The organism is Robertmurraya sp. DFI.2.37 (assembly GCF_029211245.1).
GTDB classification, from domain to species: Bacteria; Bacillota; Bacilli; order Bacillales; family Cytobacillaceae; genus Robertmurraya; species Robertmurraya methanolica_A.
Genome location: NZ_JARGEJ010000069.1, coordinates 1 through 21,107 on the forward strand (window position 1 = coordinate 1; position 21,107 = coordinate 21,107).

General features: G+C 37.9%; 19 protein-coding genes and 3 riboswitches. Of the genes, 5 read left to right on the forward strand and 14 right to left on the reverse strand.

Annotated elements, in window-relative coordinates:
* Positions 1 to 156: 156 nt before the first annotated feature.
* The 14 genes from sufB to PZE06_RS22540 form a co-directional block, all read right to left on the reverse strand.
* The gene (sufB, locus tag PZE06_RS22475) at positions 157 to 1,554 is read right to left on the reverse strand and encodes a Fe-S cluster assembly protein SufB (protein ID WP_095311416.1); all 1,398 of its coding nucleotides are present in this window, start codon (positions 1,552 to 1,554) and stop codon (positions 157 to 159) included.
* A 60-nt stretch (positions 1,555 to 1,614) separates the two neighbouring features.
* On the reverse strand, positions 1,615 to 2,049 hold the full coding sequence (gene sufU, locus PZE06_RS22480) for a Fe-S cluster assembly sulfur transfer protein SufU (RefSeq protein ID WP_150917442.1): 435 nt from the start codon (positions 2,047 to 2,049) through the stop codon (positions 1,615 to 1,617).
* The gene (locus PZE06_RS22485; RefSeq protein WP_150917439.1) at positions 2,039 to 3,268 is read right to left on the reverse strand and encodes a cysteine desulfurase; all 1,230 of its coding nucleotides are present in this window, start codon (positions 3,266 to 3,268) and stop codon (positions 2,039 to 2,041) included. The genes sufU and PZE06_RS22485 overlap by 11 nt, the downstream gene beginning before the upstream one ends.
* Positions 3,268 to 4,578, reverse strand: coding sequence for a Fe-S cluster assembly protein SufD (gene sufD / locus PZE06_RS22490; protein ID WP_150917436.1), 1,311 nt, complete (start codon positions 4,576 to 4,578; stop codon positions 3,268 to 3,270). Before sufD ends, PZE06_RS22485 begins: the two co-directional genes overlap by 1 nt.
* A gap of 17 nt (positions 4,579 to 4,595) precedes the next feature.
* Complete coding sequence (gene sufC / locus PZE06_RS22495; RefSeq protein WP_150917433.1) at positions 4,596 to 5,381, reverse strand: Fe-S cluster assembly ATPase SufC; 786 nt, start codon at positions 5,379 to 5,381, stop codon at positions 4,596 to 4,598.
* An 837-nt stretch (positions 5,382 to 6,218) separates the two neighbouring features.
* Entirely contained in the window at positions 6,219 to 6,404 is a 186-nt protein-coding gene (locus tag PZE06_RS22500; protein ID WP_095311427.1) for a YuzK family famiily protein, read from the reverse strand.
* Positions 6,405 to 7,048: 644 nt separating this feature from the next.
* Positions 7,049 to 7,912: a MetQ/NlpA family ABC transporter substrate-binding protein gene (locus tag PZE06_RS22505; protein WP_150917430.1), complete on the reverse strand. Its 864-nt coding sequence runs from the start codon at positions 7,910 to 7,912 to the stop codon at positions 7,049 to 7,051.
* Positions 7,913 to 7,923: 11 nt separating this feature from the next.
* Positions 7,924 to 8,592 carry a methionine ABC transporter permease gene (locus tag PZE06_RS22510; RefSeq protein ID WP_150917427.1) on the reverse strand — a complete coding sequence of 223 codons (669 nt, stop codon included), beginning with the start codon at positions 8,590 to 8,592 and terminating at the stop codon, positions 7,924 to 7,926.
* Positions 8,582 to 9,610: a methionine ABC transporter ATP-binding protein gene (locus PZE06_RS22515; protein ID WP_150917424.1), complete on the reverse strand. Its 1,029-nt coding sequence runs from the start codon at positions 9,608 to 9,610 to the stop codon at positions 8,582 to 8,584. Before PZE06_RS22515 ends, PZE06_RS22510 begins: the two co-directional genes overlap by 11 nt.
* Positions 9,611 to 9,822: 212 nt before the next feature.
* Positions 9,823 to 9,926, reverse strand: a riboswitch (SAM riboswitch).
* 433 nt (positions 9,927 to 10,359) lie between these two features.
* Positions 10,360 to 11,670: an O-acetylhomoserine aminocarboxypropyltransferase/cysteine synthase family protein gene (locus tag PZE06_RS22520; protein WP_150917421.1), complete on the reverse strand. Its 1,311-nt coding sequence runs from the start codon at positions 11,668 to 11,670 to the stop codon at positions 10,360 to 10,362.
* An 89-nt stretch (positions 11,671 to 11,759) separates the two neighbouring features.
* Positions 11,760 to 11,860: riboswitch (SAM riboswitch) on the reverse strand.
* Between the two features lie 33 nt (positions 11,861 to 11,893).
* Positions 11,894 to 12,271 (reverse strand): alkyl sulfatase C-terminal domain-containing protein, encoded by a 378-nt coding sequence (locus PZE06_RS22525; RefSeq protein ID WP_150917418.1) that lies wholly within the window; start codon positions 12,269 to 12,271, stop codon positions 11,894 to 11,896.
* Positions 12,272 to 12,446: 175 nt separating this feature from the next.
* A complete protein-coding gene (locus tag PZE06_RS22530; RefSeq protein ID WP_150917415.1) occupies positions 12,447 to 13,715 on the reverse strand; it encodes an MFS transporter in 1,269 nt (422 codons plus the stop codon).
* Positions 13,716 to 13,857: 142 nt separating this feature from the next.
* Positions 13,858 to 14,166 carry a thioredoxin family protein gene (locus PZE06_RS22535; protein ID WP_150917412.1) on the reverse strand — a complete coding sequence of 103 codons (309 nt, stop codon included), beginning with the start codon at positions 14,164 to 14,166 and terminating at the stop codon, positions 13,858 to 13,860.
* 203 nt (positions 14,167 to 14,369) lie between these two features.
* Positions 14,370 to 15,608, reverse strand: coding sequence for a dicarboxylate/amino acid:cation symporter (locus PZE06_RS22540; RefSeq protein ID WP_150917409.1), 1,239 nt, complete (start codon positions 15,606 to 15,608; stop codon positions 14,370 to 14,372).
* Positions 15,609 to 15,809: 201 nt separating this feature from the next.
* A riboswitch (cyclic di-AMP (ydaO/yuaA leader) is annotated at positions 15,810 to 15,960 on the reverse strand.
* A 376-nt stretch (positions 15,961 to 16,336) separates the two neighbouring features.
* Between PZE06_RS22540 and PZE06_RS22545 the strand changes: the two genes are divergently transcribed.
* From PZE06_RS22545 to phoU, 5 genes are read left to right on the forward strand one after another with little or no spacing between them, the layout of a single operon-like run.
* Positions 16,337 to 17,170 carry a phosphate ABC transporter substrate-binding protein gene (locus PZE06_RS22545; protein ID WP_225310738.1) on the forward strand — a complete coding sequence of 278 codons (834 nt, stop codon included), beginning with the start codon at positions 16,337 to 16,339 and terminating at the stop codon, positions 17,168 to 17,170.
* Between the two features lie 41 nt (positions 17,171 to 17,211).
* The gene (pstC, locus tag PZE06_RS22550) at positions 17,212 to 18,126 is read left to right on the forward strand and encodes a phosphate ABC transporter permease subunit PstC (RefSeq protein ID WP_150917406.1); all 915 of its coding nucleotides are present in this window, start codon (positions 17,212 to 17,214) and stop codon (positions 18,124 to 18,126) included.
* Position 18,127: 1 nt separating this feature from the next.
* Complete coding sequence (gene pstA, locus PZE06_RS22555) at positions 18,128 to 18,952, forward strand: phosphate ABC transporter permease PstA (protein WP_150917403.1); 825 nt, start codon at positions 18,128 to 18,130, stop codon at positions 18,950 to 18,952.
* 57 nt (positions 18,953 to 19,009) lie between these two features.
* Positions 19,010 to 19,786, forward strand: a complete 777-nt coding sequence (gene pstB, locus PZE06_RS22560) for a phosphate ABC transporter ATP-binding protein PstB (protein ID WP_225310739.1) — start codon at positions 19,010 to 19,012, stop codon at positions 19,784 to 19,786.
* Positions 19,787 to 19,800: 14 nt separating this feature from the next.
* Entirely contained in the window at positions 19,801 to 20,457 is a 657-nt protein-coding gene (gene phoU, locus PZE06_RS22565; RefSeq protein ID WP_150917400.1) for a phosphate signaling complex protein PhoU, read from the forward strand.
* Positions 20,458 to 21,107 lie beyond the last annotated feature (650 nt).

A 21,107-nucleotide genomic window follows, 5' to 3' on the forward strand; every position in this document is an offset into this window, starting at 1 on the left:
CAGAAATGGCCTAGTAGATGAGATTAAGAAGAGGTCAAAATACCTCAAAATAGGGAAAAACTTAAGAAAATCATTAAAAGGGGTTCGGAATGTGACCATTCCGAACCCCTTTTGTCGACAAACTGAAACCCTTGATATACAAGGGTTTTTCATTAATTATCCGATAGAACCTTCCATCTCGAACTTGATTAAACGGTTCATTTCAACAGCATATTCCATTGGAAGTTCTTTCGTAAATGGTTCAATGAAGCCCATTACGATCATTTCAGTTGCTTCTTCCTCAGAAATACCACGACTCATGAGGTAGAATAACTGCTCCTCAGAAACCTTTGAAACCTTTGCTTCATGCTCTAACGAAATGTTATCATTTAAGATTTCGTTATAAGGAATAGTATCTGAAGTAGATTTATTGTCGAGGATTAACGTATCACACTCAATATTAGAGCGTGCACCGTCAGCCTTACGTCCAAAATGGACAATTCCGCGATACGTTACTTTTCCGCCCTGTTTTGAAATGGATTTTGATACGATCGTTGAAGATGTATTTGGTGCTAAGTGCATCATTTTAGCACCAGCATCTTGGTGTTGACCTTTACCAGCAATCGCGATAGATAAAGTCATTCCACGAGCACCTTCACCTTTCAAAATAACAGCCGGATATTTCATTGTGAGTTTAGAACCAATGTTTCCATCAATCCATTCCATCGTTGCGTTTTCTTCACAAACTGCACGCTTTGTAACCAAGTTGTAAACGTTATTTGCCCAGTTTTGGATTGTTGTGTAACGGCAATAAGCGTCTTTTTTAATGATGATCTCAACAACAGCACTATGGAGTGAGTTTGTTGTATAAACAGGAGCCGTACACCCTTCTACATAATGTACATGTGCCCCTTCATCCACGATAATCAATGTACGCTCAAATTGTCCCATATTTTCAGAGTTAATACGGAAATAAGCTTGTAATGGAGTTTCCACTTTTACTCCCTTTGGTACATAAATGAATGAACCACCAGACCAAACTGCTGAATTTAATGCAGCAAATTTATTGTCCGTAGGTGGGATTACTTTCGCCCAATGCTCACGGAAAATATCTTCATTTTCTTTTAAAGCAGAGTCAGTATCTTTGAAGACAATTCCAAGCGCTTCAAGATCTTCTTGCATATTGTGGTAAACAACCTCTGACTCATACTGTGCTGAAACCCCAGCCAAATACTTTTGCTCTGCTTCAGGAATACCAAGCTTATCAAACGTTTGCTTAATTTCTTCAGGTACCTCATCCCAAGAGCGTTCTGTTTTTTCAGATGGTTTTACATAATAGGTAATCTCATCAAAGTTTAAAGAATTTAAATCTCCACCCCATTGAGGCATAGGCATGCTATAAAAGTGGTCTAGAGATTTTAAACGGAAATCGAGCATCCATTGAGGCTCTTCCTTCATTTTTGAAATTTCTTCAACAATCTCACGTGTAAGACCACGTTTTGATCGGAAGATGGAGACATCTTTGTCGGCAAAGCCGTATTTATAATCACCGATCTCAGGCGCTTTTTTAGCCATCGAAAGTCTTCCTCCTTTTATAAAGTGGAAAGGACCAAGTTGCGCCCTTTCACACCTCTTTTATTGTTCATCTTCCTTGAGTCCTTTTTCCATCGCCTTCCAAGCTAATGTTGCGCACTTGATTCGCGCTGGAAATTTAGCCACTCCTTGAAGTGCTTCGATATCGCCTAAATCGATATCTTCATCATATTCATTCCCTAACATCATATCCGAAAAAATCTTGGAGAGCCTTAAGGCATCCTCAATCGATTTCCCTTTTATAGCCTGTGTCATCATCGAAGCAGATGACATCGAAATCGAACAGCCTTCTCCTTCAAACTTTGCATCAATCACTTTTCCATCATTAACCTTTAAAGTTAATTGAATGCGATCGCCACATGTAGGGTTATTCATGTTAATTGTTAGGCTATCATCCTCTAAGATACCTTTATTACGAGGATTCTTATAATGGTCCATAATGACTTGTCGGTAGAGTTGATCAAGATTAGAAGACATCTGAAAAATACTCCTTTGTTTTGATAAGCCCTGCAACAAGCTTATCAATATCTTCTTCTGTGTTATACAGATAGAAGCTGGCACGGGCAGTTGCTGATGCTTTAAGCCATTTCATTAATGGTTGCGCACAATGATGGCCAGCGCGAACAGCAATCCCTTCCGCATCTAAAACGGTTGCTACATCGTGCGGATGCACATCTGCAATATTAAAGGTCACAAGACCAGCACGCTTATTCGGATCTAACGGTCCGTATATCGTCATTCCTTCTACTGCAGACATTTTTTCTAAGGCATAGGCTGCTAAGCGATGCTCATGGGCTTGAATATTCTCTAATCCAATCTCTGTTAGAAAATCAATCGCTGCACCTAAGCCAATCGCTCCAGCAATAATCGGTGTTCCTCCTTCAAACTTCCAAGGAAGCTCCTTCCAAGTAGAATCATACAGGTCAACGAAATCGATCATTTCCCCACCGAATTCAATTGGCTCCATATTTTCTAATAAATGCTTCTTCCCATAAAGTACTCCAATCCCAGTCGGGCCACACATTTTATGAGCCGAGAAACCTAAGAAGTCACAATCTAAATCTTGAACATCGACTTTCATATGTGGTGCTGCTTGAGCACCATCGACTACCATAACTGCTCCATTTTCATGGGCAATTTTCGCAATCTCCTTAATCGGATTCATAACTCCTAAAACATTCGAAACCATTGTCACAGAAACAATTTTCGTCTTGGAATTAACAATTTCTGATACATCCGCAAGTAAAATGGTTCCATCCTCTTGTAATGGCAAATATTTCAACGTAGCTCCTGTCGCTTTTGCAAGCTGTTGCCATGGAATGATATTACTATGATGTTCCATGTACGTGATGACAATTTCATCCCCCGGCTGTACATTCGCTTTACCAAAACTTGCTGCGACTGTATTTAACGCTGTTGTCGTTCCCCTAGTAAAAATTACTTCTTGAGTAGATTTAGCATTAATAAATTTTCTGACCTTTTCCCTTGCACCTTCATACCCATCTGTCGCTCTCGTTCCTAATGTATGCACACCACGATGAACATTCGAATTATATTCGCGATAATAGGTTTCAAGCGCCTCAATAACCTGAACCGGTTTTTGAGAAGTAGCTGCACTGTCTAAGTAAACAAGGGGGTTCCCATTGACTTCCTGATTGAGAATCGGAAAATATGAACGAACATCCGCGACATTCATTACTTTACTTTCCTTTCAATCACGGCACGAAGTTGATTTTTAACCCCTTCGATTGGTAATTCATTCACAACTGGTGCTAAGAACCCATGAATGATTAATCTTTCTGCTTCCGTCTTAGAAATTCCACGGCTCATTAAGTAATAAAGCTGAAGTGGATCGACACGTCCAACAGATGCAGCATGTCCTGCTGTCACATCATCCTCGTCGATAAGTAGAATTGGGTTCGCATCCCCACGAGCCCCTTCACTTAACATAAGAACACGAGATTCTTGCTCTGCATTTGACTTCGTAGCACCATGCTCAATTTTACCAATTCCGTTAAAAATAGAGCTTGCTTTATCCTTCATAACACCGTGCTTTAAAATATATCCTTCAGAATGTTTTCCGAAGTGAACAACTTTAGTTGTAAAGTTTTGAACCTGTTCCCCACGTCCAACAACAACCGTTTTTGTATCACCGAAGGAACCATCACCAACAAGGTTTGTTACATTCTCAGAAATCGTGTTACCGTCATTCATTAAGCCAAGTGCCCATTCGATTCGAGCATCTCTGCCTGCAACACCACGACGATTTACGTACGCGGTTGTTCCTTTAGCTAATGTATCAACTGCTCCATATTGTACTTTTGCATTTGTTCCAGCAATTACTTCTGTCACAATATTGAAGATACCTTTCGCTGAATCTACTGTAGAAATATAGTTTTCAACGTAAGTAATAGAGCTATTATCTTCTGCAACTACTAATACGTGGTTGAACATATTCGCTTCTTTTTCATCATGAATGAACACAGATTGAATTGGTGAAGTAAGTTCAACATTTTTCGGAACATATAAGAATGCTCCACCATTTAAGAACGCTGCATGAAGCGCGGTTAACTTATGCTCATCAACCTTGACTCCATCGTTCATGAAATACTGCTGTAAAAGGTCTCCATGCTCTCTAGCTGCGGTAAAGATATCAACAAAAATAACGCCTTTTTCTTGTAGTTCTTTCGATACAGAAAGAATGGAAGGACGATTATTTCGTTGAATGTATAAATTCTGATCTCCTGACTCAATGTCAACTAATGCTCGCACATCTTCTGGAAGATCATTTAATGAAGCGAAATCATCACTTTTCACAATATGCTTTTCAAATTGTGTAAAGTTCCATTTATCAATTTTTGTTTTATCAGGTCTAGGGAGAGGAAGTGTATCCACTTTCTCGAGTGCCTCTAGACGAAGAGTCGTTAACCAAGCTGGTTCTCCCATTTCCTGAGAGAAAGAGCTAACATACTCTTTATCAAATGGTAATTTTATTTCAGTAGTCATTGCGATCCTCCTAACACTTATGCTTCTTGCCCAACAGTTTCGTCTTCAATGCCAAGTTCTTTTTTGATCCAGTCATATCCTTCTGCTTCTAAACGCTGTGCAAGCTCAGGACCACCAGACTTAACAACGCGACCTTGCATCATTACATGGACGTGGTCAGGAGTGATGTAGTTCAATAGACGTTGATAGTGAGTGATGATTAAGCAGCCAAAATCAGGTTTGCGCATTTCGTTGATTCCTTTTGAAACAACTTTTAATGCATCGATATCAAGACCTGAGTCAATTTCGTCAAGAATCGCGATTTTTGGTTCAATCATCATCAATTGGAGAATTTCATTGCGCTTTTTCTCCCCACCAGAGAAGCCTTCGTTTAAATAACGTTGAGCCATATCTGGGTCCATTTCAAGGAATTCCATTTGTGAATCCATTTTGCGAATAAACTTCATTAACGAAATTTCATCGCCTTCTTCACGGCGAGCGTTAATAGCTGAACGCAAGAAGTCTGCGTTTGTAACACCACTGATTTCACTTGGGTATTGCATTGCTAGGAAAAGACCAGCTTTAGCACGCTCATCTACTTCCATTTCTAATACATCTTCCCCATCTAATGTGATGCTGCCTTGAGTTACTTCGTACTTTGGATGACCCATAATCGCAGATGATAAAGTAGATTTACCAGTCCCGTTTGGTCCCATGATTGCGTGGATTTCTCCACCCTTCACTTCAAGGTTTACCCCTTTTAATATCTCTTTACCCTCAATTGAAACATGAAGGTCTTTAATTGTTAAAGTAGATCCTGCCATAATAATACCTCCGTAATATAAAAAAAAGATTTTATCCTCGCTGGCCAAGGCCAATCGTTGATTCTCATTTTATTCTCATTACAATCTTATAACAAATGAAAAGTGTTAGCAACTCTTTAGCAGTGTTAAAACATAGCAAAATATATCATAAAAATTTCTATCAAGCCCCCACGTACACACTTCACGGTCTTCATACTAAGGGTTTAAGCGAAACTATTCTTAAAAAAATTTGTTCAATATATTTTTTCCTTAACCATCTCATGTATGTATTAATGCCTTAATTGAGAATGAACATCATTTTTAATTAGAACGGTAAGGAAACCTTCACCATATGAGTGAAGACAATTTTGGTGCTTTACCAAAACCTTTATTGAGGTGCAGCTCCTATCTTGAAGGAAATCCGCTCTAAAATTGTATTGTGTAGCAGTGAGAATAGCATGTGGACAGAATTTCTTTCTTTTCTCTCGTCGTCTTTGTCATCATGCACCTTCTTTGTGGACAAAATCACCTTCTTTTCACCCTTCTTTGTCCGCATGAATCCTCTTTGTGGACAAAGTTGCCTTCTTTTCGCTTCCACTTGTCCACCTGAACTTTTAATAAGGTCTTTTGACCTTTTCATGCACACCAGTTATCTTTATGGTAGAACTTTTGAATCATCCTAAACCATTTGTCCTGATGCTTTAACCTTATTTTACTTCAAATCAGCTCAAAATAAGATGCTTGTCCATATAACAATGGGAGTAACCCATGCATAAGACAAAAACCAGTGTAGCCAAAACACTGGTTTTTTGTTTTTCTTCCTTATTATATAATGATTGAAATCGTGCTGGCGACAAATTATCTTAATTGATTTCTAGTTAAATCTGCTACAAGACGCTGACTTTGGATGTATTCCTGTTCACGCCGTCTTTCAACCCGCATTCTCACTTCATGCTTTCGGCAATAGGTAGCATAGCATACGTTGTGAGCTCCGTGCATCGCTTTTTCCATTTCACTCGTATAATTCATCTGAAGTACCATCATTTTGGTTTCGCCCCCTTTTTCAGGGAGATACGAAAATAACTAATAATATCCTTCCTTTCGTGTTTTGTCACTTAAGGCAAGTGATTTACTACATTTTTAATGTTAGCACCACTCAGGTTTTAACTCAAAATGGAAAATCCAGCATATTTCCCTTTGAGCAGCAATATACAGGAATAAGCTTCGAAACTTGTTAACTTTTCTTACAATTTATCCAGTATCCTCGGAAATAAACGAGAACAGAAGTGCAAGATCCATCTTCATAACCATTAAAATACAAATTGAATTAACTGCCACATCACTGCTAAAAAGAAAGCTCTGGTATTATGAGGCGTCTGCTCTGCTAGACGTAGGTGCTGCGCCCGCTCAACTGCAAAAGAACAAAAACGCAAAGAGCCTTCGAAACAATCGGAAAGCTGATGATTGCTGCAATATGCCTTCTATATAGTTCTCCTTCGTGCTCACCGGCGCACATACGCTGCCTGTTAAACCTGCGGGTGCTAGCGTAGGTTGGAAAAATCCAATTTATCCATATTTTTTAAGTTTTCCTGCTTGCGCTAAACGCGATCGACAACAAGCAAGATTTCCAATTTCCTTGAGTGTGGACGATGAAAAACCAGTTCCAAAATGGAACTGGTTTCTCTCAATTATTCAGATACTGGAACAACTGCACCTTCATATTTTTCTAAAATAAAGTTTTGGATCTCTTCTGAACGAAGTACCTCAACAAGCTTTTTAATCGCTTCTTTATTTTCATCTCCACTGCGAACAGCAATGACGTTCACATACGGGGAATCACTTTCTTCAATTGCGATAGAATCTTCAATTGGATTTAATCCTGCATCGATTGCATAGTTAGAATTAATAAGAACAGCATCACCTTCATCGTTATTATATATTTGTGGTAGAAGTGAAGCTTCATATTCTGTATCAAATTGTAAGTTCTTCGGATTATCGACAATATCATCAATGGTTGCTGTTGTTTTTTCAACACCCTCTTTAAGAGTGATTAAACCCTCTTTTTCAAGTAGAGATAAAATACGACCATGATCTGGAACAGAGCTACTAATAATAATATGTGCCTCATCAGGTAAAGCATCTAAGCTATCATATTTCTTTGAATACACACCGATAGGTTCGATATGGATTCCACCTGCATTAACAAAATCATAGCCATGCTCTTCCATTTGTGCATTCAAATAAGGAATATGTTGGAAATAATTCGCATCTAAGTCTCCACCCGCTAATGCTTGGTTAGGAAGAACATAATCTTGGAACGTTTCGATTTGGAGTTCAATTCCTTCTTCAGCTAACATTGGCTTCGCTTCTTCTAAAATTTCAGCATGTGGAACATTTGATGCTCCCACAACAAGCGTAGTTGTTTCTTCAGTTTCAGTTGCAGATCCTTCTCCATCCGCATTACCGTCATCTGCAGTATCATTATTCGTGCTCCCGCATGCAGCTAAAAATAAAATTAGTGCAAAAGATGCAATAGTTAACCATTTTTTCATAATAAACACTCCTATCGTTTATCTAATTTATTTGTTATGAAATCTCCAATAAATTGGATGATAAATACAATGATTAAAATAATAATCGTTGCCATTAATGTAACATCACTTCTAGAACGTTGGAATCCTTCTAAGTAAGCAAGGTTTCCTAGTCCACCAGCTCCGATAACTCCAGCCATTGCTGTATAGCCAACTAGAGCAATCGCAGTCACCGTAATACCAGAAACGAGCGCAGGCATTGATTCAGGCAGCAGCACCTTCCAAATAATCGTGCTCGTTTTAGCTCCCATCGATCGTGCCGCTTCAATAACTCCTTTATCAATTTCTCTTAAGCCAATTTCAACCATTCTTGCGTAAAAGGGTGCCGCTCCAACAATTAATGCTGGTAATGCTGCGTTTTCCCCAATCATTGTTCCAAGTAAGAACTTCGTAAATGGGATAAGGAGAACAATCAAAATAATAAAAGGAATCGATCTAAACACATTAACAAACGCACTTATAATTTTATTCACAAAAGCATTTTCCCAAATATTCCCCTTGGCTGTTAAAAAAAGTAATAAACCTAGTATAATACCGATAATAAAGGTTGCGACTACTGAAATTCCCGTCATATACAGCGTTTCTTCTGTTGCTTCCCACATTTTATCCCATTTCACATTTGGAAAGAGCTCATTTATCATGTTTTATCACCTCTACTCCAACCTGCTGGGACTTAATAAAATCAACCGCTTTTGAAATTTCTGAACCATCTCCGTCAATATGGATGAACAATGTGCCATATGAGCCGTTTTGCGTTTGCGAAATCTTTCCTTGCAAAATATTAACGGTCACTTCGAAATTACGAATAAGATTTGTAATTAGCGGCTGTTCTGCAGATTCTCCAACAAACCCTAATTGGATGACCGTACCTTGAGGGTAACGCTCAAGTAAATGCTCAATCGTTTCTTTCGTTTCTTCTGGTTCCGTCACCTGCGATACAAATCGCTTGGTAATTTTTTGCTGTGGATTTTTAAATACTTCTAATACTTTCCCGGTCTCAACCACTTTTCCATCTTCCATAACAGCCACCCGGTGACAAATCTTGCGAATAACATGCATTTCATGAGTAATAAGAACAATCGTTAAACCTAAGCGTTTATTAATATCGACCAAAAGCTCTAAAATAGAATCTGTTGTTTGTGGATCGAGTGCAGAAGTCGCTTCATCACAAAGCAGCACTTTAGGATTGTTCGCCAATGCCCGTGCAATTCCCACCCTTTGCTTTTGACCACCACTTAGCTGCGAAGGATAGGCATCCTCTCGACCTTCAAGGCCAACAAGCTTAATCAGTTCATCCACCCGTTTAAGTCTGACGTTTTTGGGAATACCGGCAATTTCCAATGGGAAAGCAATATTCTCACGAACTGTCCTAGACCAAAGTAAGTTAAAATGCTGGAAAATCATACTGATTTCTTGACGAGCTTTGCGCAGTTCTTGGCCTTTAATTTGCGACACTTGTTTATCAGCAACAGTGACAGAGCCTGCCGTTGGAATTTCCAAGCCGTTAAGCATTCTTATTAGTGTACTTTTACCTGCACCGCTGTAACCAATTACACCAAAGATTTCACCTGCATTTATATGGATGCTGACATCATCAACAGCTACAACTTTTCCTTTGAGAGAAGAGTACACTTTTTTCACATTTTGTATGGAAATCAAATATTATTCACCTACTTTTAAATCCTATTATTCTTATGAGATAACCAAGTTTTACAAGCAATGCCAATTATGCCATTCATAGCTTTCACTCATAAGCCTTTTTCATTCATAAGAACATGTTGCTTCAACATGGAAATAATTCTCGTCTCCAAACTACATAAAAAGGCCTTCCTGCAGACAAGCAGAAAGGCATGCGTTATAAAATGTCCTTTCTCTCATCTATCAAAGCAATGCTTTGTGTGAATTGGCACCATTTCAATCACTTGACGGTTGCCGGGCTTCATCGGGCACATCCCTCCACCTCTCTTGATAAGAGCACATTATTAAATTAAATTCCATGGTCGAATATGGGTGTTATCATATCATGGATAAACTAACATGTCAATGAAAATATGAATCACTTCAACCCAATTCACATAATTTTATTAAGCCAAAAAAGTTAGAACTTTAAGTAAGATGGAATGTAAACTCTTTCTGTATCTATATCCAAAACGAAGTCACCCTCAATTTCCTTTGAATATGGGATGACATCAAAATTATTGAGTCTGCAAAAAAGACTTGGAAAATCTCGATCATAAATAGAGTGTTTTTTTGCCTGGCGAAACATTTCCTTCAATTTCCTCTTAGTATATTTTTTACCTATAAGTAAAGCCTTCACATAAAAACCATCGATTTCAATCATCATCATGACTGGTTGCTAACCAATCGATATAGCTATTTATTTCTAACAATTACTTTCAATTTATACTTTACGCATTTGTCGTTAAAGAGCTTTGACCTGTGGCTGCTTCAATTGCTTGTTCCAAATCTTCAATTAAGTCCTCTACATTTTCAATTCCTACTGAAAGACGAATTAAATCCTCAGAAACGCCTGCTGCTTCTAACCCTGCCGAATCAAGCTGTTGATGGGTCGTGCTTGCTGGATGAATGATTAAACTTTTTGCATCTCCAACATTGGCCACATGTGCCCAAAGCTGCAAATGATTAATTAATTTTGCACCTGCTTTTCTTCCACCTGCAATTCCGAACACTGCGACTGCACCAGCCCCTTTCGGCAGGTACTTTGCGACAAGTTCTTGATCTGAATGCTCTTTATCCCCAGGATAAGAAATCCACGTTACTGCTGGATGGTTGCGCAAATACTCAATAATTTTCTTTGTATTGGCGACATGTTCTTTCATTCTCACATGCAAAGTTTCCAGTCCTAAAACAAATTGAAATGCATTTTGTGGACTTAGGGCTGGGCCCATATCTCTTAGTAACTGAACCCGTGCTTTCGTAATATAGGCAGCTGGACCAAGCGCTTCACTGTAGACAAGATTATGATAGCTTGGATCTGGTTCGATAAAACCAGGGAACTTCTTAGAGTGCCAATCAAAATTCCCTCCATCTACAATAATTCCTCCCAGAGTCGTGCCATTTCCAACAAGCCATTTCGTTGCCGAATGGAGAACAATATCTGCACCATGCTCAATCGGTCTGCACAGATAAGGGGTAGCAAAAGTGTTATCAATGATAAGAGGAATTCCATTTTCATGGGCAATCTTTGCAACTGCTTCAATATCAAGGACCCGCAAACTTGGGTTTCCTATTGTTTCAGCGAAAATACATTTGGTTTTATCTGTAATCACTGCTCTAAAATTATCTGGTTCGGTTGCATCAACAAACTTCACATTGATTCCATATTTCGGGAGTGTGACCGCAAATAAATTGTACGTACCACCATAAAGATTCCCTGCAGCAACAATTTCATCCCCTGCACCGGCAATGTTCAGAATCGACAATGTAATGGCTGCCATTCCGCTAGAAACAGCAAGTGCGCCAACTCCTCCTTCAAGGAGATTAACTCGTTCTTCAAAAACAGTGATCGTTGGATTGTGGATACGTGTATAAATATATCCTGGTTCTTTTAACGCAAAAAGATCAGCAGCATGTTCCGTATTTTGAAACTGATAAGCATTATTTTGAAAAATCGGTACTGCTCGAGCACCTGTTGTCGGATCAGGCGACAATCCTCCGTGCACTCCTAATGTCTCTAATCGATACTTTTTCCCACTCATCGCAACCTCTCCTTATCATTTACAACTGAATGACTTGCATAAATACAAAAAACCCTTCTTTCTAAGAAGAGGGCATACTTCCTGTACTCTCCTTATCTTTCAGAATAAATCTGCTGGAATTAGCACCGTGCTAGTAAATACCGGTTGCTGGGCTTCAAAGGGCCAGTCCCTCCACCACTCTTGATAAGAACTATTTATTTTACCGTGATAGTATCATAGTTTTTCAGACTAAGTCAATTGATTTTTTAGAAATTTCTGTTTTCTCCACTGTATAATTTGGAATAGCTAGATGAAATAAAGACTCTAGTAGTAAGGACGCTCTCATGCTCCCCCGCCATTGCACTTCTTGCGCTACGATGGCTTTTCTCAGCTTTCGTTTTCCTGTTAGGATAGCTTCTATTGCCTGTTTATTCCCTACAATCGAAACATCTACACTATCCTTTTTAAGCCCGCTCACCTGTAACATGCCATTGTCAATTTGTAAACTGACTTGTTCATCGTCTGCTAGTAATTGTACAGATAAAATCGTCTTATTTAACAAAGGGGTTAAATGGCCTCTTTTATTCACTTCGTCTACCATTATGCGGAGCAATTCTAACAATTTAAGCCCTCCTACATCTTCTTTACAGAACTATTTCGATTTTTAGTAGGAAAACCCCTTTAATATTGTTTCGACAAATACCATCAATTTAGAGACAATTGGCAGTGCTGACAATGTGTCGAGGCATTGTTTTCCATACGTTTTTCACGTGAAAATTTCCCGAGAAATATGTTGCTTATTGCGATTGCGCCGAATTTGCTGTCGAAGCACTCGTTGGTCGATTAATGCTTTTAAAAACAATAAGGAAATATATAGATCCAACAAGATAGAGAAACGCTGTAATCGTAAAGACCATTGCATAGCCCCAATACGCACCATATATGATAACAATTCCAGTCGAGACAGGTCCCATCACGGCCCATCCAAAATTAAATACCATTTGATTTATAGAATTCGCTAATCCTTTCACAGAATCATTGACCTTCGACATCATGAGCGATGTTTGAATTGGATTTCCTGCGTTCATTAATGCCTGACGAAATAGAAAGCCGATTGCTGCTAATGTTAGATTTTCAGTGTAGGCTGTAAGCAACAGAAAAGGCAATGATGATAATTGCAGAATGACCACCGCTTTTACCTCTCCAAACTTTTTAACCATCAGCGGCCCGATAATCATCGCGATGGCGGTAGCTGCTTGACCTAGTGAAATGATAATACCGATGATCGAATTTGAAGCCATAAATCTATCTGCAAAATATAAGTTCAAATATGGAATAACAAGACCTGCTCCAATCCCGATAATTAATTGCGCTATCGCAAAAAGGAGGATGATTTTAAAGCCTTCTCGTTGTTGCTGCATCTTCTCTTTTAAAGGGATTTTTTTCTCTTTTTTAATTTCTCGTGTTTCTTTAAACTTTACGATTGGAATGAATGAAAAGAAATAAAATAGGCCTGCTAAAATAAGTGTTAATCTAATGCTCATAAGCGGAGATAGAAACAATGAAAAAAGATCAGTAAAGATTCCCCCAAACAGATTTCCAATGACGCTTGAACCTGTCATTACCGCTGAATAGATGCTAAAAAGATGAACTCGTTGAAAGGATTTGGAATTCTCTGCAAGCCATGGTATCGATGAAACTTGAATAAAAGCCATCGTTAATCCGGTAACGAAAGCTAACATGAGCAGCAGGCTTTGGGCTTCGAAAACCCCTCTTAGCACTAAAACCATTCCAGTGAGAATACTGCCCACTAGCATGACCTTTTTACGGCCAAGACGATCACTTATCATTCCAGCTGGGACTAGAATCAGCGCGGTTGCTAATGATGTCAAAGAAATAACTTGGCCATTTACTTGTTCTCCATAACCAAGTTCACGAATGTAAAAATTATAAATGACCATAAAAATACCAAACCCAATTTGAGCAAAAACATTAGCTAAAATCGCGAGTTTAATATTATGATTGTAGCTTTTAATTTGTGAAGACCACTCTTGAAAAAAGGGCATATGATGCTACTCCTTTAGCTTATTTCGCATTCCTAAATATCATAATCCTTGCCAACATAAAAGTAAACAAAAAATTGCAAAATTAAAAACAGTGTGTCAAAAAGGGGGCTGCCTTTCGTCACACTGTTTTTCGCTCATAGCTTTAAACCGTTTCTTTAATTAGTTCATACAAATAAGGTACTGAATGAAAAGCGTAAACCTTTTTCATAATGCGCGACTCATTAAAGAGCAATAAACATGGTACACTTTCAACCTCCCACTCTAAAGCAAAATTAGGAATATAATTCAAATCACATTTTCCCCAAGTTTCATTTGGAAATAGTTTCTCCACAATTTCTAGCATTTTTCCTGCCACCTGACAGGTACCACATAAAGGCGTATATAAGTAAAGAAAAAAAACATTCTCTTGCTCCATCAAATTGAGTATATCTTGTGCACTCAAATCTTTCATATTTCCCTTGCTCCCTTACATATTTAATCGCCCTAATATAAATAAGGTGAATATAAATATTTATTGATACTTATATCATAACATGAAAAGAGACTCTTCTTGAAAGATGTAATAGAAGAGTCTCAAAGAAAACTTAATCTCTGCACCTTAACCCCAATAGGGCTCATAATGTGTAAAAAGACTAAAGTTTGATTATTAAATTTCTACACTTTAGGCTCTAAGTGCTTCTTTTCTGTTTCTGCAATATATACAGCACACGCTGCATCACCTGTTATATTAACAGCTGTACGTGTCATATCTAACAAGCGGTCAATGCCAATAATAAGGGCAATACCTTCTGCTGGTAATCCAACAGAGCTTAATACCATGGCAAGCATGATGAGACCGACACCAGGAACACCTGCAGTTCCAACACTTGCTAGCACTGCTGTCAAAATAACGGTAATAATTTGCACAATGGTTAATTCTATCCCGTATACTTGTGCAATAAATATGGTTGCGACCCCTTGCATGATTGCTGTACCATCCATATTGATCGTCGCCCCTAATGGTTGAACAAAGCTGCTAATCGATTCGGGTACTCTTAGATTTGTTTGAGCAGTTTTCATTGAAACAGGTAATGTAGCATTACTACTTGATGTACTGAAGCCTACCGTCATGGCTGGGAAAAAACCTGTAAAAAATTGAACAGGATTGCGTTTTGCTAAAAATAATACGGTGCCTCCGTAAGTAAAAACGGAATGAATTAAAAGGGCCCCTAATACGACGACAAAATATAATCCCATTGCTTTAAATGCTGCAAAACCTTGGCTCCCAATCGCTGATGCAATCAGCCCAAAAGTGCCATACGGTGCTGTTTTCATAACAAGATTAACGAGATACATCATGATCTCATTTCCTTGTTCCATTAAATTTAAAACCCCTTTAGTTTTATCCCCTAGAACAGTGAGTGCAAAACCTATGAATACTGAAAAGACAATGATTTGAAGCATCTCTCCTTCAGCCATTGCAGCTACAGGATTCGAAGGGATCATTTTTAATAATGTGTCGATAAATGGCGGTGCCTTAGCATCTACAAACTGTTTCCCTTCACTTTCAGCAATAGACAGATCAAAACCGCCACCTGCCCCAGGTTGAACAACAAGAGCTAGCATGATCCCAATGGTTAACGCAATCGCTGTCGTACAAAGAAAGTAACTAATCGCTTTAAAGCCGATTCTTCCAAGTTTTTTTGGATCTCCTAACCCTGTTACGCCTAAGACAATTGAAAAAAAGACAATTGGTACAACAAGCATTTTAATCAAATTAATGAATATAGTTCCTAACGGTCCAAATAAATACGTATCGATAAACTTGAATATTTCCGAACCCAAAAGATTTACTACTAATCCAACAATTGCTCCTAGACCTAAACCGATTAAAATTTTTTTAGTTTGCGACATAAATGACCTCCTTGAAATAAGTTTCTTGAATCAATCTCATTTTCCGTTCTAGACGAATATTTAGGTAATACTAAGTTATTCGTTGAGTATAAAATTGATTCGATTACTACTAGAAAAAGGATGCTGAAGGATATTATGGAAGCATTGCATTTGGAGAAAATAAAAATCACGAAAGAGGATGATTCGTGATCAACTGCTCATCAATTCTCTCTCCTAATGCTTACGGGGTTAGCTGTCGGATTCGGATGAAGAGTAATACCCTACCTTTTAATAAAAAAGGATTCACCCCAAGTGCAAAATGCACAAATTGGTTCCCCCGCTTTCCTATATGGAAACTCAGCAAAACAGTGTGTTCTTATTACATACTCATCATTTTTAACAAAAACACTCAATTATTTTAATATAGCAAATTCTGTTTTGTAAATACATTTTATAGCAAAATAATATATCCAACTTTAATTTTAATAGAGTAAACATAATTATTTTGAAATTGGACAAACTTAAATTCTTCACGATGATTTTTGCTCGAAATACTTTCAATTAAATACTTTTGAATATTTATTGAATGACAAAAATATAGTTATTTTCTTTTTAATTGAAATTTCCCACTATAACATTTACAAAACCTTTACAAATCATTAACGTTCAATTTACAAAGTATCGATATTCTTTACATTGGGACAAAATAAAGGCAACTGAAAGTCAGATAACTTTTTGGGGGTATAAGATTGGGATACAAAATAAAAATGGCAAGATTGATGCTCTGCTTTGCCTTATTATTATCTGCATGCGGGGTAAAAAAAGAAGAAAAAATGGGAGACTCTGCTCACCATGCACATACATTATCAATTTCAGGTTCTACCTCAGTTGGACCACTAGCTGAGAAATTAGCTGAAAAATATGAGGAAATAGATGATATTAAGATAGAAATAAATCAGATAGGTTCGTCTGCTGGTATTACAAATGCCATCAATGATGTCTCAGAAATTGGCATGTCATCTCGAGAATTGAAGGAAGAAGAGAAAGCACGTTTACAAGAAACTATCATCGCCTATGATGGGATAGTCGTAGTCACTCATCCAAGTAACAAAGTGAAAGATTTGACAACCGAACAGATAAAAGACATTTTCACCGGAAAAATTACCAATTGGAAGGATCTTGGGGGAGATGACTTGGAGATTGTCGTCGTCTCCCGTGAGGATGGTTCAGGCTCCCGTGATGCCTTTCAAGAAATTGTTGGCTATTCTTCAGGAGAATTAATCAAAAACGCTATAGTGGCAAGTGGAAATGGGAATATTAAAACTACCGTGGCAACCAATAAACACGCAGTTGGATTTATTTCATTTGAGTATATAGATGAATCTGTATCTACACTGAATGTTAATGGAGTGGAGGCAACTGCAGAAAATGTCCTTGCTCAAAAATACAGCTTAGCTCGCCCATTCTTATTTGTCCATAAAGAAGAGAGTCTTACAGAAGAAGGTCAAAAATTTATTGATTATATCTTAAGTTCAGAAGGGCAAAAGATTGCTGCGGAGACAGGAGCGATCCCCGTAAAATAAGAAACGTTCATTTCGGATAAGCAATATTGGAGGTCAAAGGGATGACAAGCCAACCGTTAAAAAAAGAAACAGAAAAAATCGGAAAGTCCAACAAAAGAAAATATAGGTTGGAAAAATTTTCAGGGAATTTATTCTTGTTTTGTGCACTTCTTTCTGTCATTAGTTTATTACTGATTATAGGATTTGTATTTTATAAAGGTGCCCACCCATTTATTGCAGAAGGTTATCGCTTTTTGGATTTTCTATTTGGAAGCGACTGGGTTCCGAGCGAAGATAAATTCGGCATTCTCCCCATGATTGTAGCTTCTTTATATGCAACCATTGGTGCCTTAATCATTGGTGTACCTATCGGCTTACTAACAGCCATTTTTTTAGCAGAAATTGCACCAAAAAGTATAGCTAAAATCATCTCACCGGCCGTACAGCTTTTAGCTGGAATCCCTTCCGTTTTATATGGAGTTTTTGGACTTGCTATCATTGTTCCTTTTTTGCAAAACCATTTAGGGTTAATTAAAGGTCAAAGCTTAATTGCGGTAATTCTTGTTCTAGCGATTATGATGCTACCTACAGTTGTTACTGTTGCAGAAACATCAATACGAGCAGTACCCAAAACTTACAGAGAAGGCTCTTTAGCTTTAGGTGCTTCCCCTATAGGGACCATCTTTAAAGTTGTTGTACCAGCAGCAAGGTCTGGCATCATGACTGCAATTGTTCTTGGAATGGGTAGAGCAATAGGTGAAACAATGGCAGTTATATTAGTTGCAGGTAATAGCTTAATTATACCAACCAGTTTAACAGACAGTGTCCGTCCACTAACGACCAATATTGCCTTAGAAATGGGTTATGCTTTTGGAACGCATCAAGAGATGTTATTTGCAACAGGAATTGTTTTGTTCTCATTTATTCTAATCTTGAATTTTACATTGGCTAGAATTAGCTCGAAAGGTGGAAATTAAGTTGAGAAAGCTGAAGGACAACATATTACTTACTCTGCTTTGGTTTGCAGCTTTCTTAACAGTTGCAGTACTTGTTACAATTGTCGGTTACATCTTTTATAAAGGCATTGGTTTGATTAGCTTTAATTTTATATTTGGAGATTACTCTCCATCAGGTGATGGTGGAATATGGCCAATGATCGTCACAACAATATATACAATTGCCATCTCTCTTATCATTGCGACACCTATTGGAATTCTTTCTGCAGTATACCTGCAGGAATATGCCAAACAAGGCAAATTAGTTCGATTAATCCGGTTTGCAACAGAAAGCTTAACAGGCATTCCGTCTATAATATATGGATTATTCGGCGCTGTATTTTTTGTCACCACGCTGAAATTAGGTATGTCTATCATTGCTGCATCATTAACCTTAACAATTATTGTATTACCAGTAATTATTCGGACAACAGAAGAATCGTTAAAGACAGTCCCTCGAACATACCGTGAAGGCTCACTCGCATTAGGTACAACTAAACTTCAAACATTATACAAGGTCATTTTGCCAAGTGCTATGCCCGGTATATTATCTGGACTCATTCTTTCGATGGGAAGAATTATCGGAGAATCCGCTGCTATCTTTTTAACAGCCGGAACCGTTGCTGCAATGCCTTCGAGCATTTTCTCATCTGCGAGAACATTGACGGTTCACTCTTTTTTAGTGACCCAAGAAGCTGGAGATATTGAACTTGCTGCAGCGATTGGAATTGTTCTCATTGTGATTATTTTAATTCTTAATTTCTCAGCGACATTCATATCGAAGAAATTAAATAAGGCCGACTATTAAAAAGAGGTGAGGTACTTGAATACGACATTTGTGGAGAGAAAACAATTAAGCGAAGAAATAACCGCAGATAGTACCCTTAAGAAACAAACGAAAATTAGTGTAAAAGACTTAAACTTATTTTATGGAGACAAGCAAGCACTATATGATGTATCAATTGATATTAAAGAAAAAGAGGTAACTGCTTTAATCGGCCCTTCTGGATGTGGAAAATCAACGTTTTTGCGCACATTAAATCGTATGAATGACCTGATTGACAGTGTAAAGATCAACGGAGAAATCATCATTGACGGTGATGACATTTATCGCTCAAATGATGTAATTAAACTGCGTACAAAAGTTGGAATGGTTTTTCAAAAGCCTAATCTATTTCCAATGAGCATTTTTGATAATGTTGCGTATGGTCCACGTATGCAAGGGATCAAAAATAAATCGAAGTTAAATAAGATTGTTGAAGAAAGCTTACGTGGTGCAGCGATTTGGGATGAAGTTAAGGACCGGCTGAAAAGTTCTGCACTTGGAATTTCAGGTGGTCAGCAACAAAGGGTTTGTATAGCAAGAGCGATCGCCATGAAACCAGATATCATCTTAATGGATGAACCAACATCTGCATTAGATCCCATTTCCACGTTAAAAGTTGAAGAATTAATCACAACAATGAAAAATGACTATACGATTGTTATTGTTACTCACAATATGCAACAGGCAGCACGTGTATCAGATCGGACTGCTTTTTTCTTAAGTGGAGAAATTATTGAGTTTGATGAGACAAGTAAGATTTTTTCAGTGCCAAATGACCAAAGAACCGAGGATTATGTGACTGGTCGATTTGGATAAGGGGAGGCAAAATAATGGTCGTTCGTGAAAATTTTGAAAACAGCCTGCAAGAATTGCAAACAAAGATGACAGAAATGGGAGAATTGGCAATATTGTCATTAGAAAAAGCTTTTAGCGCTTTTCAAACACAGGATATCGAATTAGCTTTAAGAGTCATTGAAGAGGATAATGAAATTGATGATCTCGAAGAAGAAATTAATCAAATCGCCATTTGGCTTACTGTTAAAGAACAACCAGTGGCAAGAGATTTACGTAAAATTATTGGAGCTATAAAAATTTCCTCAGAGATAGAAAGGATTGCTGACTTTGGAGTAAATATTGCTAAGTCTGCCATAAAAATAGGCAGTGGGCATTCTTTAATCTCATTGACACAACTTGAATCAATGAAGGATGCATGCATAAATATGTTGCAAAAGGCTCTGCAATCATTTATTGATGAGAATATTGTACTGGCAAAAGAAGTTGGTGATATGGATGATGTGGTCGACGATTTCAGCAATGAAACGTACAAGAAATTAACCACTTATTTAAGTGAGCATCCTGAAGAAACAAATCAGCTCGTACAATTATTATTTATCAATCGTTATCTCGAAAGAACTGCTGATCATATTACCAATATTGCTGAAAGTGCAGCATATCTTATAAAAGGCCGTAGGTACGATCTGAATTGACAAATAAAGAGAGGATGCATATATATTTGCCCCTCTCTTATTTCAATTTAAATATCTATAACTGTCAAGTTAAGTTGATTTATACTTGCGCCACTATATGCTAAAAAACGAACCGTCATTTGGTTTTAGAAGAATTTCAAATAGGAAATGTAAACATAAATACATTCAGAGTGTCGACAAAAGCCATCGAGAGGCAACCTCGCGATGGCTTTTGTCATTTTTGGATAGTTGGCTGTAATAATCCGTTGATTTGCGCTCCGGGCACTTGCTTTCCGCGGGGCAGGCGGTGAGCTTCTTCAGAGCTGTCGCTCCGGCGGGAAAAGCGGGAAAGTCGAGACCCTGGACTAAGCGCAACAAGGGAAGCGGCTCGGCTCGGCCCCGGAAAGCGCCACCCTTCGTTATAATCAACCTATACTATCTATCATAATTTTATTTTAGAAGAAAAAGACTGTAGGCAAACTGAAATCCTTCGAGTTTGTCTACAGTCTGCATAAATAAATTCAAATGCTTTTTTATCAACTTGAGGGAGTGTAATATTAACTGTGTAAGTGAGGAATGCGTACGATTCCTTACTCACACAGTTTTTTATTTGATAGAATCATAAGTATAAAGCTAAAGGAGTGATTTCGGTGGGGAAATTGAAAAGAGAT